This is a genomic window from Pantoea sp. USHLN298 (genome assembly GCF_037149395.1).
Taxonomy (GTDB): Bacteria; Pseudomonadota; Gammaproteobacteria; order Enterobacterales; family Enterobacteriaceae; genus Pantoea; species Pantoea astica.
The window spans coordinates 301,228-318,257 of record NZ_JBBCRO010000005.1; the positions used below are offsets into that span (position 1 = coordinate 301,228).

General features: G+C 56.4%; 16 protein-coding genes. 5 read left to right on the forward strand and 11 right to left on the reverse strand.

Going from position 1 to position 17,030, the window contains the following annotated elements:
• Nucleotides 1-21: 21 nt before the first annotated feature.
• From WFK59_RS14920 to WFK59_RS14930, 3 genes are all read right to left on the reverse strand, one after another.
• Complete coding sequence (locus WFK59_RS14920) at nt 22-507, reverse strand: DUF1641 domain-containing protein (protein WP_233988727.1); 486 nt, start codon at nt 505-507, stop codon at nt 22-24.
• Entirely contained in the window at nt 507-3,479 is a 2,973-nt protein-coding gene (fdhF, locus tag WFK59_RS14925; RefSeq protein WP_336756192.1) for a formate dehydrogenase subunit alpha, read from the reverse strand. Before fdhF ends, WFK59_RS14920 begins: the two co-directional genes overlap by 1 nt.
• Nucleotides 3,480-3,748: 269 nt before the next feature.
• The gene (locus WFK59_RS14930) at nt 3,749-4,252 is read right to left on the reverse strand and encodes a helix-turn-helix domain-containing protein (protein ID WP_233988725.1); all 504 of its coding nucleotides are present in this window, start codon (nt 4,250-4,252) and stop codon (nt 3,749-3,751) included.
• Between the two features lie 828 nt (nt 4,253-5,080).
• Between WFK59_RS14930 and WFK59_RS14935 the strand changes: the two genes are divergently transcribed.
• The gene (locus WFK59_RS14935; protein ID WP_233988724.1) at nt 5,081-5,701 is read left to right on the forward strand and encodes a response regulator transcription factor; all 621 of its coding nucleotides are present in this window, start codon (nt 5,081-5,083) and stop codon (nt 5,699-5,701) included.
• 145 nt (nt 5,702-5,846) lie between these two features.
• Here WFK59_RS14935 and WFK59_RS14940 read toward each other — a convergent pair whose 3' ends face one another.
• The 4 genes from WFK59_RS14940 to WFK59_RS14955 all read right to left on the reverse strand — a co-directional run bounded on the left by WFK59_RS14940 (nt 5,847) and on the right by WFK59_RS14955 (nt 7,503).
• Nucleotides 5,847-6,230: a response regulator gene (locus tag WFK59_RS14940; protein ID WP_233988723.1), complete on the reverse strand. Its 384-nt coding sequence runs from the start codon at nt 6,228-6,230 to the stop codon at nt 5,847-5,849.
• Nucleotides 6,231-6,267: 37 nt separating this feature from the next.
• Nucleotides 6,268-6,522, reverse strand: a complete 255-nt coding sequence (locus WFK59_RS14945; protein WP_233988722.1) for a XapX domain-containing protein — start codon at nt 6,520-6,522, stop codon at nt 6,268-6,270.
• Between the two features lie 2 nt (nt 6,523-6,524).
• Nucleotides 6,525-6,749 (reverse strand): DUF1427 family protein, encoded by a 225-nt coding sequence (locus WFK59_RS14950; RefSeq protein WP_233988721.1) that lies wholly within the window; start codon nt 6,747-6,749, stop codon nt 6,525-6,527.
• 61 nt (nt 6,750-6,810) lie between these two features.
• The gene (locus tag WFK59_RS14955; protein ID WP_233988720.1) at nt 6,811-7,503 is read right to left on the reverse strand and encodes a hydrolase; all 693 of its coding nucleotides are present in this window, start codon (nt 7,501-7,503) and stop codon (nt 6,811-6,813) included.
• A 291-nt stretch (nt 7,504-7,794) separates the two neighbouring features.
• On the opposite strand from WFK59_RS14955, the gene WFK59_RS14960 reads away from it, so the two are divergent.
• Genes WFK59_RS14960 through WFK59_RS14975 form a run of 4 tightly spaced genes read left to right on the forward strand, consistent with a single transcriptional unit; the run spans nt 7,795 to nt 12,585 of the window.
• Nucleotides 7,795-9,672: an amidohydrolase gene (locus WFK59_RS14960; RefSeq protein WP_233988719.1), complete on the forward strand. Its 1,878-nt coding sequence runs from the start codon at nt 7,795-7,797 to the stop codon at nt 9,670-9,672.
• 2 nt (nt 9,673-9,674) lie between these two features.
• Nucleotides 9,675-10,097 carry a DoxX family protein gene (locus tag WFK59_RS14965; RefSeq protein WP_336756196.1) on the forward strand — a complete coding sequence of 141 codons (423 nt, stop codon included), beginning with the start codon at nt 9,675-9,677 and terminating at the stop codon, nt 10,095-10,097.
• Nucleotides 10,084-11,712 (forward strand): MFS transporter, encoded by a 1,629-nt coding sequence (locus WFK59_RS14970; RefSeq protein WP_336756198.1) that lies wholly within the window; start codon nt 10,084-10,086, stop codon nt 11,710-11,712. Before WFK59_RS14965 ends, WFK59_RS14970 begins: the two co-directional genes overlap by 14 nt.
• A 51-nt stretch (nt 11,713-11,763) precedes the next feature.
• Complete coding sequence (locus WFK59_RS14975; protein ID WP_336756199.1) at nt 11,764-12,585, forward strand: alpha/beta fold hydrolase; 822 nt, start codon at nt 11,764-11,766, stop codon at nt 12,583-12,585.
• Between the two features lie 49 nt (nt 12,586-12,634).
• Here the strand turns inward: WFK59_RS14975 and WFK59_RS14980 are convergent, their stop codons facing one another.
• The 4 genes from WFK59_RS14980 to WFK59_RS14995 form a co-directional block, all read right to left on the reverse strand.
• Entirely contained in the window at nt 12,635-13,360 is a 726-nt protein-coding gene (locus tag WFK59_RS14980) for a pirin family protein (protein WP_336756200.1), read from the reverse strand.
• A 179-nt stretch (nt 13,361-13,539) separates the two neighbouring features.
• Nucleotides 13,540-14,520: a LacI family DNA-binding transcriptional regulator gene (locus tag WFK59_RS14985; protein WP_336756201.1), complete on the reverse strand. Its 981-nt coding sequence runs from the start codon at nt 14,518-14,520 to the stop codon at nt 13,540-13,542.
• An 83-nt stretch (nt 14,521-14,603) separates the two neighbouring features.
• Nucleotides 14,604-15,653, reverse strand: coding sequence for a sugar phosphate isomerase/epimerase family protein (locus tag WFK59_RS14990; protein ID WP_336756202.1), 1,050 nt, complete (start codon nt 15,651-15,653; stop codon nt 14,604-14,606).
• A gap of 23 nt (nt 15,654-15,676) precedes the next feature.
• Nucleotides 15,677-16,906, reverse strand: a complete 1,230-nt coding sequence (locus WFK59_RS14995) for an MFS transporter (protein WP_233988712.1) — start codon at nt 16,904-16,906, stop codon at nt 15,677-15,679.
• Between the last annotated feature and the right edge of the window lie 124 nt (nt 16,907-17,030).

Sequence of the window (17,030 nt, forward strand, 5' to 3'; positions counted from 1 at the left end):
TAAGCGCACCCTCTGACGCGGTTACTCCAGGCTGCGCTTACCGCTGAAGCGCGTGATCGGCTTTTGCTCTTCGCCGTCGAGTTGCCGTGAGAACACCTTGAGTGCCGATAAAACCGGGCTCAGGCCACGCCACAGTTCATCATCATTGAGCAGCCGGATAATGCCGCGGATGCCTGGCGCAGCTTTCCCGCTGTTAGCCTCTTCTCTGGCCGGTTTAATCGCCATCGCCGCATCCCGCAGGGCGAGCAGCAGATGATTAAACCGTTCCGGCGGCACGCTGCCTAAGGTCATCATCAGCAGTGAGAGGTTTTGCAACGCACTCTGGGTGCCGGGCTGGTTCAGACCGGACACCAGGATCTTGCTGACCTCGCTGTTCGACTTGACCAGATCGTTCGCCAGCCGCAGAAAACCATGCTGATGCAGATTTTCAATCAACTCGTCCATCGCCTCTCTGGCAGTGGGTTCAGTCCGGGTCGGCGTGACCTGATATTTCATCCTTTCAGCCATCAGAATTTCTCCGGTTTTTCTACATGTTCAGGCGGTTCGCGATAGCCAGCCTGCTGCCATTTTTGCTCGACCGGCAGGTGATCCAGCGGCGTGCGTTTGCCATAGCGAAAATTGTGTAACGGTATAGGATTTGGCTGGATACGCCGCTCCACACGTTTCATGTTTACCGCGACCTCTTTATAGGCGGGCGTGTTGACGTCCGGATCATGATGTTCACCGGTCAGGGTATTGACGCCATCTTTGCCGTGGTGAATCGGCATAAACAGCACATTGCCCGCTACGCGATCGGTGATCACCACCGGCACATCGATCGAACCACGTCGCGACGCAATCCGAACCCATTCACCTTCCGTCAGACCACGTTCGGCAGCCAGCTGCGGCGAGATTTCGACAAACGCGTTCGGTGACAGCGACATGAAACGCCCGCCCTGGCCGGTCTGATTAGTGGACTGGAAGTGCTCCAGCATCCGGCCATTGTTAAGCAGCAAATTGTATTCCGCATCTTCCTGTTCCGCCGGCGGTTGCCACTGCAAGGGATAGAGCCGCGCTTTGCCGTCCGGGAAGTGGAACTGTTCGGTATAGAGGAGTGGCGTACTCTCGCCGTCGGCGCTGACCGGCCAGATTTGCGACTGCCAGCCGACCAGATTCTCATAGCTGACGCCGGCAAAGATTTTCGCAATACCCGCGGCTTCAGCCATGATCGCGCCCGGATTCGGGTAATACCACGGATGGCCCAGACGCGCCGCCAGATCGGTAAAGATTTGCCAGTCAGGCCGGCTGTCACCGAGCGGTGCCATCGCCGGTGAAAAGTGCTGGATGCGCCGCTCGGTATTAACGAAGGTGCCCTCTTTTTCCACGCTGGGGCAGCCCGGCAGTACCACATCCGCGAACTCCGCGGTACGGCTCATGAAAATGTCCTGCACCACCATGAACTCCAGATTACTGAAGGCTTCATGCACATTGGTGGAATCCGCATCGGAAAAGGCGGTTTCTTCTCCGGTGATGTACATGGCGCGCAGTTTTCCTTCATGGGCGTGCTGCACCATTTTAAAGTTGTCCGCGCCCGGCTGGTCAGACAGCGCCTCAGGCGCAACGCCCCAGGCTCGCGCCCATTTCTCGCGCACCGCGGCATCGCTGACCTTTTCATAGCCCGGATAGACATTGCTCAGGCAGCCAAAGTCACTGGCGCCCTGCACATTATTATGGCCGCGCATCGGATAACCGCCGGTACCCGGCCGACCGTAGTTGCCGGTGACCAACAGCAGGTTGGATAAGGCGGTGCTGGTATCTGCTCCGTGGCTATGCTGAGTGATCCCCATTGCCCACAGAATACAGGCGCTGCCTGCCTGACCGATCATCTCTGCTGCTGCGGTCAGCTCATCCAGACTCAGGCCACAGATTTCGCTAGCATAGGCCAGGGTAAACGGAGCCAGCGATGCACGGTATTCCTCTACCTGATTGACCCGTTGTGCCAGGAATGCCTGATCGGCATAGCCGTGATCAAACATATATCTGGCCATAGCCGACGCCCACACCAGGTCGGTACCGGGCTTGATTCGCAGGTAGCGGTCGGCACGCTCGGCCATTTCATGACGGCGCGGGTCAACGACCAGCAGTTTCAGTCCCTGATGCTTGTGGCTCTGCTTGATGTGCGAAGCGATGACCGGGTGATTCTCAGCCAGATTGCTGCCAACGATCACGATCAGTTCCGTCTGCTGCAGATCGCGAATGGTGCCGGCATCGCCGCCATAACCTACCGTGCGAAACAGCCCTTCGGTCGCCGGGTTCTGGCAATAGCGTGAGGAGTTATCCACGTTGTTGGTGCCGAAGATCAGTCGGGCAATTTTCTGGGTCAGATAGGCTTCTTCATTGCTGGCTTTACTCGAACCGATAAAACCAATCGCATCGCCACCATACTGCTCTGCCACCCGCCGTAAACCCTCCGCGACGCGCTGCAGCGCCTCATCCCAGCTGGCGGGCCGGAAGCGCCCATTTTCACGGATCAGCGGGGTCGTCAGACGTTCCGGGCTGTTGACAAAATCCCAGCCAAATTTGCCTTTGACGCAGGTGGAGATGCCGTTAGCGGGCGCCTCAGCCACCGGCTGCACTTTGAGGATGTGGCGATCGCGCGTCCAGATTTCGAAGCTGCATCCCACACCGCAATAGGTGCAGACGGTTTTGGTCCGTTTGATCTCAGCCTGGCGCAGTGCCATATCAATTTTTGACACGCCGGTAATCGGCTCCATGCCGATACTGTTTTCCAGCGTTTTAACGAAGTCGATCAACGGGCGCTTCAGTCCCTCATCCATCGCGGTAAAGGGTCCTGCATCTGGCTGCATGGTTTTTTCCAGCAGCGCGTTACAGGGACAGACCGTGACGCAGTGTCCGCAGCTGACGCAGCTTGAACCGGCAATCTCGGTGCCGCCATCCCACAGCACACGCGGGTGTGCTTGGGTATAGTCAATCGACAGGGTTTCATTCACTTCTACATTCTGACAGGCCTCCACGCAGCGGCCACATAAAATGCACTGGTCAGGATCGTAGGTATAAAACGGGTTGGAATGATCTTTTGCGTATGGCTTGGGCTGATGCGGGTAATACTGAATCGGAATATGCATATCCGCGACCGCATTATGAAGCGTGCAGTCGCCGGTATTATGTTCACAGACGGTGCAGTAAAGTTCGTGGCGGTTAAGTATCCGATCCATCCCCTCCTGCTGCGCCGCTTTTAACGCCTCGCCTTCGCTTTGTACCGTTAATCCTTCCTGGGTACGCAACGTGCAGCCGCGAACCCGCTCGCCATTGGCATCGACCCAGCAGACATCACAACTTTGTAAAGGCGGTAATGCCGGGTGATAACAGACATGGGGCAGTTTTTTTCCCTGCGCATCGAGAAAATCAATCAAGGGTTGATCAGCTAACCCGGTTAACCGTTCACCATTGTAAATTATGGTGCAGTGTTCTCCGCTCATATAAGCCTCATGAAGACATTGCGAATAGCTTCCAGCCGAAAAATATCCCTGTATTTATAGGGTTGACTCTTCAGCTTAGTGAGGATTAACAGCCACGCCACGGATACCGCTACGCTTATTGGGGTTACTCTCTGAATCCTAAACTTTTTTAAAATGTAATGACTTTTTACTAAGCGGGAAAAGCAGACAGCCGCTACCGACGCAGCTGTTTCTTTTGATTAGATTTATTAAGTTAAAGCGACGTGCCCGCGCATGAACCGCAGCGACAATCAGGCTGCGCAGCTTACAGCCGTGCCATGTTCATGCCCCGCCAGCGCAGCGCGTAGCCAGGGCGCCGCGCCGGGAATGATCCGCTCGGCCAGGTAACGTTCGCAGGCGGGCAGATCGTGTCCATAGTGATCCCGAAATGCGCCTGGCGTCAGGAGCAGATATTTACGGAATGTGCGGGTAAAGTTCTGCTGGCTGCTAAAGCCGTTTTCGACCGCGATATCCAGCAGGCTTTTGTTGGTGGCGATCACCGCTACCGCAGCACGCATTACCCGACGAAGCCGGATATATTGCCCGAGGTTGTAACCGGTGCGGTCGCGAAAGGCGCGCTGAAAATGCCAGTGCCCGTAGCCGCTTTTACGGGTGATGGTTTTCACCCGCACCCGTTCATCAAACAGGTTTTGTTCAATCCACGGCAGAATGTCGCTGACCACGGCATCGATTGCCTTAACGCTATGACTGTCAGGCGCAGGCGGTTTCGCCTCACTGCTTACTTTCTCACACATAAGCCCTCTGCACTGAAAGTGTCTGAAACGCAGCCGGCGCTATTTCCGGCTGAAGCAATTATTCCGGTCAGCGTCGAAGATGGATAGTTATACAAACGGATAGGTCCGATACGCGCAGCAGGAGTGAATTTTTCCCTTTACGACCATTTACGGCTGCGGTGCTCATCCTGTTACTGAGATTACTTATAGTATGTTGTAACTATACAGGCACTGTTGCTCAATGGCACCACCGCCAGAGGCGGACTCTTTCCGCCGTTTACCTGCATTGATGGCTGAGCCTCGGCTGGCTGGCAAAAATTCCTTGTCCTTAATTGTTCCATTAGGCGGGATTAAGATGAAGAATTAATGGACCTGGTTTATTGGCAAATAAACCAGCCACTCACAGCCGCGCGCTGACATAATAAAAAATAATGACGTACCGGCTGCTTCTTTTTGTCAGAATGCCCGATTAAACCCTCGCCCTGACAATTGCGGGCCGTTAATGGTGCTATGGATTATTTCGCTTTGCAGGCAGCACTATTCTGCTGACCTAAAAAAAATGACGAAATGATGACAGTCTTAATCGGCTTTGATGACGGCTTGTTAGCTGGAAGAGCACAATTATTCGGGTGAGAACTCCGGCTTTCGCTCATCATTTAACCATTATTTTCAGTTGGTTATCTGAATTTCATCCATGACGTAATTATTAGATGATAATGAAAATTGTTATGATAATATTCAATCAACACTGGCGGTTTTCCGTGGCTGACAGGCACAGACGAAATAACTGCTCATCACATTAAATCCTCCAGACGTGAATCTTCTCTGACTGGCTGGAATGAGATCTCTATGAATCACATCGTATATATCGTTGACGACGACGCCGCGGTTACCACTGCCCTGAGCAATCTGCTCAGCTCAGACAATTACGAGGTTATTTCTTTTTCTTCCGCAGATGATTTTCTGGCACACGACTTTGCCCCGCTTCCCTGCTGCCTGATTCTGGATATTAATATGCCGGGCGCGGATGGATTTGAGGTCGCTCAGGTGTTAATCGATCGCGGTTACACCATCCCCACCATTTTCTTAACCGGCTTTGGCACCATTCCTGTGACGGTCCGGGCAATGAAAACCGGCGCTTATGAGTTTCTGACCAAACCGGTTGATCCTGACCGTATCCTGCAGGCGGTCTCCGAAGCGATGCGGATTGCTGAACAGAACATGGCGACGTCGCAGGAGAAACGGGAGATGACCCTGCGCCATCAGACCCTGACACCACGCGAAAGCGAGGTGATGCTGCTGGCGATCAGCGGCCTGCTGAACAAACAGATCGCCGCTGAAATGGGCGTTAGCGAAATTACCGCCAAAGTACACAAGCGGCGAGTGATGGAAAAGATGAATGCGCGCTCATTGTCTGATCTCGTGCGGGCAGCAGAACGGCTCAATATCGCCCAAACCCGACGCCGCTGAGGCGAGGCAGCCTGCGGCTGGTGACCCGCCGCAGCGGTGCACTTTTACCGCACAGGTGATTTTCAGGCGCGACCAGGCGCGATACCGGTACGATCCGGGACCGGCAGCAGCGCCGTCACACGCAGCGTGGCAGGGGCTGAATCGATTAGCCTTGTTTCCCGGCCGTCAGTTCACTGCGGATCAGGTTCAGGAAGGTATCAACTTCAATCGGTTTGCGGAAAAAGGTCAGCGCGCCCAGCGCGATGGCATACCACAAGGTGGTCTCTTCCAGGTCGGCAGAGATAAAAATGACCGGTGGCAGAGAGGGGCGCTGTTTCAGAAGGGTAAAAAGCTCGAAGCCGCTCATCCCTTTGAGCCCGACATCAATAATCAACAGGCTCGCATCACAAAGTGCATTGTCATCGGCCAGTAGTGCCTCTCCCGACTCAAATAATCCTGTGGTGTAGCCGTCAGAATGCAATAAATTACTCAGTCCACTGCGGACTGAGCGTTCATCATCAACAATGACAATACGCTGTGACAGCGTCATGCAGTTATCCTCTGAAAGTCCTCCCGTCTGCGAGAACTTAGGGTGCTTTATCGCCGCCCGGCGGCGGTGTGCCACTGATTTTCGGCACACATTCGTGGCGGAACCACGCCAGCGTCACCGGCTGGCGACGAATGATGCGTTTCCCCAGTGGAATCAACTGCTCACCCACCAGCATGCCAAACAGTCCCAGTAACGCAATCACCGGCGGGGCCGGCGAGTTAACGTCGATCAGGGCATAGACTACGCCGGCCAGCAACCCGACAATCAGAGAAATAGCGTAAGATTTCATCATCTTTAGCCTACCCGATGTGACGTGGCATCGCCGGAAACGGCCGGCTGCAGCAGCGTGGTCACCGGTCTGGAGGCCGGAAGCCAGGCATGCATCAGCGCGCCGCCCAGCAGCATACCCAGCAGGCCGACCAGTGCAATCGCGGGCGGTGCCGGTGATCGGACATTGAGCAGCGCATACAGCAGGCCAATCAATACGCCTGCACCCAGTGAAATCAGTAGTGGACTCATATCCCGCTCCTGTTTTGCGGCAGTGCTGACCGGCACAAAGTGCCGATCAGCCACCCGCAACTTAGCGTACAGGCGCGTGAACAGGCGCCAGTGTGCGATGCTCGCTCTTCTGACGTGATGGCGCTTTGTGCACCATGGTGTAGGCGTAATCGACGCCAATGCCGTAAGCGCCCGAATGCTCTTTGGCGATATTCATTACCGCATCATAGGTATCGCGGTTGGCCCAGTCACGCTGCCACTCCAGCATCACCTGCTGCCAGGTAACCGGCACGACGCCAGCCTGAATCATGCGTTGCATGGCATAGTCATGCGCTTCTTTGGTGGTACCGCCTGAGGCATCCGCCACCATATAAATTTCATAATCCCCTTCCAGCATCGCGCACAGCGCAAAGCTGTTGTTACACACTTCGGTCCACAGACCGGAAACCACCACTTTTTTCTTGCCGTTGGCGGCCAGCGCATCACGGACTTTCTGGTCATCCCAGGAGTTCATTGAGGTGCGCTCTAAAATGTCCTGACCCGGAAACACGTCCAGCAGCTCCGGGTAGGTGTGACCAGAAAAGCTCTCTGTTTCTACGGTGGTGATGATGGTGGGAATGTTGAAAACTTTGGCCGCTTTCGCCAGCGCAACCGTGTTGTTTTTCAGAACCTGACGGTCAATTGACTGCACGCCAAACGCCATCTGCGGCTGCTGGTCGATGAAAATAATCTGGCTGTTATGTGGCGTCAGGACTTCAAGTTTAGCGTTGGACATGTGTTCACCCATAGAGGTTAAGTAACTGGATTTCCGTAAACCGTAACGGAACAAAAAGGACGGGCAGCACGCCGGAATGCGGCTTGCGCTGGCTGTCTGGTTCGCAGTGTAGGGCGGCGAGCGAGGGCAAACTATTATCTCTGCGTATAACTATACGAAGGTATAGGTATCCCTTCGTATAACTAGACGCTCCAACAGACCACTCACCATAATCCGGTCTATTCGTGCCCTGCTCCCTGCAGCGCACTTCCTGTCCCGCTGCAAGTCGGACAACCCCATTCAGGAGGATCTATGGTTACGCTGGGTAAAGCAGAACTGATATTAACCAACGGCAAATTTCACACTGTGGACCGCAGCAATCCGGTTGCCGACGCCGTTGCCATCCGCGAAGGTAAATTTGTCGCGGTCGGCTCGCTGGCAGAGGTGATGGAATATCACTGCGACGGCACCAAAGTGGTCGATCTGAAAGGTCATACCGCCGTGCCGGGTCTGAACGACTCGCACCTGCATCTGATTCGTGGCGGTCTGAACTACAATCTGGAATTACGCTGGGAAGGCGTTCCGTCAGTGGCGGATGCGCTGCGGATGCTGAAAGAACAGGCGCTGCGTACGCCATCGCCGCAGTGGGTGCGCGTGGTAGGCGGCTGGACAGAGTTTCAGTTTGCTGAACGCCGGATGCCGACCCTGGATGAGATCAATGAAGCCGCGCCGGATACGCCGGTCTTTGTGCTGCACCTTTACGATCGCGCCCTGCTTAACCGCGCCGCGCTGAAAGTGGTCGGTTATACTAAAGAGACGCCAAATCCGCCGGGCGGCGAAATTCAGCGCGACAGCAACGGTAACCCAACCGGGATGCTGATTGCCCGTCCCAATGCGATGATCCTTTACGCCACGCTGGCCAAAGGTCCCAAGCTGCCACTGGAGCAGCAGGTTAACTCCACGCGCCAGTTTATGCGTGAGCTGAACCGCCTCGGCCTGACCAGCGCCATCGATGCGGGCGGCGGTTTCCAGAACTATCCCGAAGATTATGAAGTGATCGCCGAACTGCATCAGAAGAAGCAGATGACACTGCGCATCGCTTATAACCTGTTTACCCAGCGGCCGGGTCACGAACTGGAAGATTTCGAAAAGTGGACCGATATGCTGACACCGGGCCAGGGCAGCGACTATTTCCGCCACAACGGCGCAGGCGAAATGCTGGTGTTCTCAGCAGCGGATTTTGAGGATTTCCTGGAGCCGCGTCCGGACTTAGCGCCAGGCATGGAAGATGAGCTGGAGCGCGTGGTACGCCATCTGGTCGAGCATCGCTGGCCGTTCCGCCTGCACGCCACCTATGACGAATCGATCAGCCGGATGCTCGACGTGTTCGAGAAGGTCAACCGCGATATTCCGTTTAACGGGCTGCACTGGTTCTTTGACCACGCGGAAACGGTCACGCAGCGCAATATCGATCGTATCAAGGAGCTGGGCGGCGGCATCGCGGTTCAGCATCGCATGGCGTTTCAGGGCGAATATTTTGCCGAACGCTACGGTATTGAGGCCACCCGACATACGCCGCCGGTCGCGCGGATGCTGGAAACCGGCGTCCCGGTCGGACTCGGCACCGATGCCACCCGCGTCGCCAGCTATAACCCGTGGACGGCGCTCTACTGGCTGGTATCCGGACGCACCGTTGGCGGAATGCAGATGTATGACGTTAACGCCCGTCTCGATCGTGAAACCGCCCTGATGCTCTGGACCCAGGGCAGCGCCTGGTTCTCCAGTGAACAGGGTAAAAAAGGCCAGATCAAAGCCGGTCAGCTGGCTGATATGGCCGTACTCAGCAAAGACTTTTTCAGCGTGCCTGAAGAGGAGATCAAAGGCATTGAATCGGTGCTGACCGTGGTCGATGGCAACATCGTCTATGCCGCCGGTTCATTCACCTCTGAAGCGCCACCAGCGATTCCGGTTCTGCCGGAGTGGTCTCCGGTGGTCAACGTGCCCGGTCATTACCGCAGCGCTCCGCCGGTCGCCCAGAGCCGCGTCGGCATGATGCCTGCTGCGCACCACTGTAGCGGTCCGTGCGGCGTACACAGCCACTCGCACGATATCGCGCGGGGTTCCAGCGTGCCGGTCGCCGAAGATAACGCCTTCTGGGGCGCGCTCGGCTGCAGCTGCTTCGCGTTTTGATCATGAAGACCTTTTTCACTCAGCCGCCCCGTCTCAACGCGGGGCTGTTCTTCCTGCGCCTGGCGGGCAGCCTGTTGCTGTTACATGTGCACGGGCTGCCGAAGATCCTGCATTTCAGCGAAGAACTGACGCGTATCGAGGACCCGTTCGGGCTGGGTCCGATGATGAGTCTGTTACCGGCAATTCTGGCCGAGGTCGTCTGTCCGATCTTTATCATCCTCGGCTGGGGGACCCGCCTCGCCTGCCTGCCGATCATTGCGGTGCTGCTGGTGGCGATGCTGGTGGTTCATCCCGGCTGGTCGATTGCTGAAGGCCAGTTTGGCTGGCTGCTGCTGATTATTTTCACCACCCTGGCGTTAACCGGGCCGGGCAACTGGCGGCTGGGTGCCAGCACGCAACGGGAGGTGCGCCATGGCGCAGGTTAATGACATTCACCAGCTGGATCAGGAGATCAGCGACACGCTGAAAGCGAGCGCTGTTTCTCCGATGCAGCCGCTGCATCAGCCGGTGTTCCGGATGCTATGGATTGCCACGGTAGTCTCCAATATCGGTTCATGGATGAACGATGTTGGCGTCAACTGGACCATGCTGACGCTCAGCGCCGACCCGCTGGCGGTGGCGCTGGTGCAGGCGGCCAGCAGCCTGCCGATGTTTCTGTTTGCGCTGCCGTCAGGCGTGATGGCGGATATCGTTGACCGCCGCAAATACCTGCTGTTCTCCCAGCTCTGGACCTTTATCGCCGCCGCCGGGCTGACGGTGCTGGCCTATACCGGCCACGTCACACCAACGGTTTTGCTGGCCGCCGCCTTCCTGCTCAGCACCGGTGCGGCGATGAGTTCGCCACCGTTTCAGGCGATCGTGCCGGATCTGGTGAGCAAGTCTGAACTGGGTCCGGCGATTGCGCTTAATTCGCTGGGCATCAATATCAGCCGTGCCATCGGCCCGGCGCTGGGTGGATTGATTCTCTCCTTTACCGGCCCGTGGATGGTATTTCTGCTGAATGCGCTGTCGGTGCTCGGCGTGACGTGGGTGCTCTATCGCTGGAAGGCGGAACCCAGCGTCCAGCGCCTGCCGCCGGAGCACTTCTTCCCGGCCGTTCGCGCCGGACTGCGCTATGTTCACGCTGCGCCGGTGCTGCGCAACGTGCTGGTGCGCACGGTCGCCTTCTTCCTGTTCGGCAGCGCCGGCTGGGCTTTGCTGCCGCTGGTGGCGCGTCGGGAGCTCGGCCTCGGTCCGGGCGGTTACGGCATTATGCTGGCCTGTATCGGCATTGGCGCGATTACCGGCGCGGTGATGTTGCCGCGGTTGCGCCGCCGCTTCAGTTCCGATCGGCTGATGGTGCTGGCCAGCCTGTTATTCGCTCTGACCATGCTGGCGCTGGCGTTTGTGCGTCATTTCTGGCTGCTGAATGCCTTTGAGTTCTTTACCGGCTTCGCCTGGATTGCGGTGCTGTCGACCCTCAACCTGGGTGCGCAGCGCAGCGCAGCGAAATGGGTTAAGGCCCGTGCGCTGGCGGTTTATCTGACGGTCTTCTTTGGCTCAATGACGCTGGGCAGCACGCTCTGGGGACAGCTGGCTTCACACTTCAGCATCCCGGTTTCACTCTGTATCGCCACGCTCGGCATGGTGCTGGCCAGCAGCACGGTGTGGCGCTGGCGACTGGATCAGGACCCCGATCTGAATCTCGATATGATCGGTGATGGCGTTAACGCCCCCGCGATGGATATTCGTCATGAACGCGGTCCGGTGATGGTGAATTACGAATACCGGATTAATATTGATGAAGCCCATGCCTTTGCCGTCTGCATGCAGGATATGCGACGCGTCCGACGCCGGGGCGGTGCCATCAACTGGTCCGTGTATGAAGATATTCTCCAGCCTGGCATTTTCGTCGAAACCTTTGTGGTCGGCTCCTGGGTAGAACATTTACGCCAGAAAGAGCGCTACACCATGAACGATCAAAAAATCCAGCGTCGGGTTAACGCCTTTCATCAGGGTGAAAATCCGCCTGAAGTTCGATACCTGGTGGCACCAGCCTGACCGGCTGCACAGCAACCTTTTCATTCATCACGTCACATAGAGGGCAATACCATGAGCACACTCAAAACCACCGACGGCACCCAGCTCTATTTCAAAGACTGGGGCACCGGTAAACCTGTACTCTTCAGCCACGGCTGGCCGCTGGATGCGGATATGTGGGACAGCCAGATGAATTTCCTGGCAGAGCGCGGTTACCGGGTTATCGCCTTTGACCGTCGTGGCTTTGGCCGTTCAGAGCAACCCTGGATCGGCAATGATTACGATACGTTTGCTTCGGATATTAACGATCTGATCAATCATCTCGATCTGCAGGACGTTACGCTGGTGGGCTTCTCAATGGGCGGCGGTGACGTGACGCGCTATATCGGTCGTTACGGCACAGACCGCGTGGCAGCGCTGGTGCTGCTGGGTGCGGTAACGCCGGTGTTTGGCAAAATTGCTGATTACCCGCAGGGCGTCGATCTCTCGGTGTTTGCTGGTATCCGCGATGGCCTGCTGAAAGATCGTGCGCAGTTCATCAGTGATTTCGCCACGCCGTTCTACGGCCTTAATGCCGGTCAGACCGTTTCGGAAGGCGTGCTGACCCAGACGCTGAACATTGCGCTGCTGGCCTCACTGAAGAGCACCGTCGATTGCGTCACGGCCTTCTCCGAGACCGATTTCCGTGCCGATATCGCCAAAGTCAATGTGCCGACGCTGGTGATCCACGGCAGTAACGATCAGGTGGTGCCGTTTGAATCCACCGGTAAAGTGGCCGCAGAGATGATTGAAGGATCAGAACTCAAGGTCTATGACAATGCGCCACACGGTTTCGCGGTGACGCATCAGGATCAACTGAACCAGGATCTGCTGGCATTTCTGAACGCGCGTTAACAGCAAAAAAAAACTGCGCGGTAAGTGCCGCGCAGTGATTTATTAACGGTTAACGGGTTGGATGATTCACTTCATTTGGCCGCAGATCAAACACCAACACTTCCGCTTGTTTGCCGCCACTGAAGGTCAGGGTTTTCTCGTTACGGACCCGCGCACCGTCGCCGGCATTAAACTGCAGTCCATTGACGACTACACTGCCGCGTGCCACATGGATATAAGCGTAGCGATCGTCCGGCAACGTCAGCGTTTGCTGCTCGTCACCGTCGAACAGGCCAGCATAAATCCGGATATCCTGGCGCACCCGCAGCGCGCCATTTTCCCCTTCCGGCGAAATGATCAGCCGCAGATGACCGCGTTTATCCGCTTCACTGACCGAAACCTGCTGATATCCCGGCGGGCTGTTTTTCTCTGCCGGCACCACCCAGATTTGCAGGAAGTGCACGCCGTCAGTACTGGAGTGGTTAAACTCGCTGTGCGTCACGCCACTGCCAGCGCTCATCAGCTGCACGTCGCCGGGCACGATAACCGAACCGGTGCCCATTGAATCTTTATGTTCCAGCGCGCCTTCCAGTACATAAGAGATAATCTCCATGTTGCTGTGAGGATGCGCACCGAATCCACGTCCTTTTGCCACCCGATCATCATTGATGACCAGCAGGTCTGAGAAGCCGACCTGTTTCGGGTCCCAGTAGTTAGCGAACGAGAAGGTGTGACGAGAATTCAGCCAGCCGTGATCACCGACGCCGCGTTGTTCTGACAATCTTTGCTCAATCATGTTCTGCCCCTTAACCTGCTGTTTAATGGTGTGAAGCGCGAGTGCTCTTCGTTAGAAACAGCATATAAGTAAACCTGATCGTCGAACAATGGCGTCAAAATCCAATCACTGTCACCGATTAGTGGACAATAACGCTAAGCGCTATTTCGCATGAAATCGGGAGGCGGGTGAGTGAGGGGTTAGCTGCTGGCGCGCAGGATTAACTCGCCGGTCATGATGATGCGCTGCGGCGCGACGTCGGGGCGGGCTATTTTCTGCAGCACCAGTTCACACGCCTGACGGCCGATTTCACGCGACGGCTGGACCAGCGTGGTGAGTGGTGGCGAGACCATGGCAGCCAGATCGGTGCCGTCAAAACCGACCACCGCGATATCGTCCGGTATCCGCCAGCCAGCCTGCTGAATGGCGGCCATTGCACCCGTCGCAAGCGTATCAGAAACGGCAAACACCGCGTCTGGCCGCGTCTCACCCTGCAGTAACAGATTCATGGCTGCCTGACCGGCGCTGAAACTCAGTTCACTGGCATAGGCGATCGCCTGCCAGCTCAGCCGTTGTTCACTCAGCTGTTGCAGATAACCCTCCTGACGCAGCCGGGCATAGTTGTAACTCAGATCGTGATTGATCAGTCCGATGCGCTGGCGTCCCTGTTCAGCCAGATAGCTGACGATCTGCTGTGCAGCAACACGGTCATTGATGCCGACGCAGGAGGTTTCGCCACTGTCATCATACTCAGCACACTGCACCCACGGCGCAGTGCCAATCAGCTGGCTCAGCTCGGCCAGTTTGCTGAACGCATCCATAGTGATGATGCCATCCACCATTTTGCCAGAGAGTAACTGCAGGCTGGAGCGCGACCGCTCAATATCTGAACCTGAATTGCACAGCAGAATGCGATAGCCATTTTTCTCAGCCTGCTCTTCAATCCCTTTCACCACTTCGGCGCAAAACGGGTTTGAAATATCCGAAACCATCACCAGAATCATTGAGCTGCGGGCGGTGCGCAACTGACGCGCCAGCAGGTTAGGCTGATAGTTACTCTCTTTGATCGCCTGCAGCACCTTCTGGCGATTGCGATCTTTGACACTGTCGCTGTTATTTAACACCCGTGAAACCGTGGCAACCGAAACTCCGGCCAGCCGGGCGATTTTCTGAATCGACATTATGGCAACCCTTGCTCAAATCGGTGGCTGGCAGGCTAACACACTTTGCGGAACCGCTGCGTCGCCCGCCTGACCGACAGGGCTTAATCCAGCCCCAGTTGCCTGCGCACTGGTGCAGCGGCGGCGGCGGCAAAATCGTCAAAAGCGCGATCGGCCACCGGAATAATATGGCGACGGATAAATTCTGCGCCTTCGCGCGCGCCGGTTTCTCCCTCTTTCAGGCAGCACTCCCACTCCAGCACCGCCCAGCCTGAGTAATCGTACTGCGCCAGTTTACTGAAAATGGTTTTGAAGTCGATTTGCCCATCTCCCGGTGAGCGGAAACGGCCGGCCCGCGACAGCCACGGCTGATAACCGCCATAGACGCCACTGCGCCCATTACGCAGAAATTCGGCATCTTTAACGTGAAACGCTTTAATCCGCGCATGATAGATATCGATAAATTGCAGATAATCGATCTGTTGCAGATGGAGATGGCTGGGATCGAACAGAATGTTGCAGCGTGGATGATGATTAACCTGCGCCAGGAATCGCTCAAAGGTTACGCCATCGTGCAGATCTTCACCCGGATGAATTTCATAGCAGAGATCGATGCCGTGCCGATCGAAAGTGTCCAGCACCGGTAACCAGCGTCGCGCCAGTTCGGCAAAGGCTTCGTCGAACAGCGCCGGGCTTTGCGGTGGCCACGGATAGAACCACGGCCAGGCCAGCGATCCGGAAAAGGTCGCATGCGCCTGCAGGCCGAGTTTTTCCGAGGCCGCTGCCGCGCGCTTTAGCGTGGCAATGGCCCACTCGGTTCGTCTGGCGGGATCGCCGCGTAGCGCAGCCGGAGCAAAACTGTCGAAGGCAGCATCAAACACCGGGTTCACCGCGATCAACTGCCCTTCCAGATGAGTAGAGAGTTCGCTGATTTCCAGCCCATAGCCTGCCAGCAGACCACGGATTTCGTCACAGTAGGTCTGGCTGATGGCCGCCTGCTCAACATCAAAAATCGCGGGCTGATGACAGGGGATCTGCAGCGCTTTGTACCCCAGACCCGCCGCCCATTCAGCCAGTCCGGCCAGTGAATTATAGGGTGGCCGATCACCGATAAACTGCGACAGAAAGATGCCCGGCCCTTTTACTGTTTTCATGCCCGCCTCCTTAAATAACGCCCTTAATCCCGATATCTGAACGAGAAGAGGAAAATAATCGCAATCAGCGCCGCTGCCACCGCCGGGATCCACCAGAAAATCGCCCAGCTCTCCGCGCTGGCATTGCCCGCCACCAGCTGGTTATAGAGCGCACCGGAGATCTGCGATCCCAGCAACATGCCAATGCCATAAGTAAACATCACCACCATGCTCTGCGCCTGACCTTTAACCTTTTCACCGGCGATGCGATCGGTATAGATAAAGCCTACGACAAAGAAAAAGTCATAGCAGATGCCGTGCAACAGGATGCCGAGATAGATCAGGCTGCGCGTTTCGTCACTCATTCCCAGCGCAAACAGGGCATAGCGAACAAACCACGCCGCCATGCCGATCAGCAGCATGTATTTCACGCCGAGGCGACGGAACAGCAGCGGAATGATCAGCATAAAGACGATTTCCGACATCTGCCCCAGCGACATCAGCGTACTGACGTTCTGAATCCCGGCATCCGCCAGCCAGGAAGCGGTAAAGGCGTAGTAGGTGCCGAGCGGAATCGAAATCAGCGTGGCACACAGCGCGAACACCAGGAAATGACGCAGTTTAAGCAGCGCAAAGGCATCGGCACAGAACAGGTCACGCACTTTGAGCGGCAACCCTTTGGCCGGTGCTGGCGTATGGGGCAACGTCAGGCTGTAGATAGCCAGCAACAGCGAGCAGATTGCCGCTAACTGAAAGATGCCGGTGCTGGCGGAGATGCCGGTCACGCCGATAAATATCCCCGCCACAATCCAGCCGATGGTGCCGAACACTCTCACAACCGGAAAACTTTTCTCACTGCTGGCCAGACTGTGAAACGCGATGTTATTCGACAGCGCCAGCGTCGGCATAAAGCAGAGGGTATAGCCAAACAACAGCGCAATCAGCAGCGTGCCGTTCTCTGCAATCAGCGCCTGTGGCACAAACCACATGATCACCGCGCCAGCGAGATTCATTACCGCCATCACCTTCTGTGACGGAAAGAAGCGATCCACCAGCATACCGAGCACGAAGGGCGATAAAATCGAGGCGATCGGCCCGGCGGAAAACGCGTCGCCAATCAGCAGCGACATATTATGCTGGGTCATTACCAGACCCAGGGTGACTGACCAGCTGCCCCAGATGAAAAACTGCATAAACATCATCAGGGAAAGACGCGGAACCAGCAGCCGCTGCTGCATGCGCTGACGCGCACTCTCCTGCACTGTCGCTATCATCAGAACCTCGTCATTTGTCATCGATTACCCGTTGGTGAGCTGTAAAGTAATCGATTACAAATGATCAAACTTTCGCCGCGATCACAGTTCATCCCGCCGGGAAGCGCGCCATTCGGAAAACGCG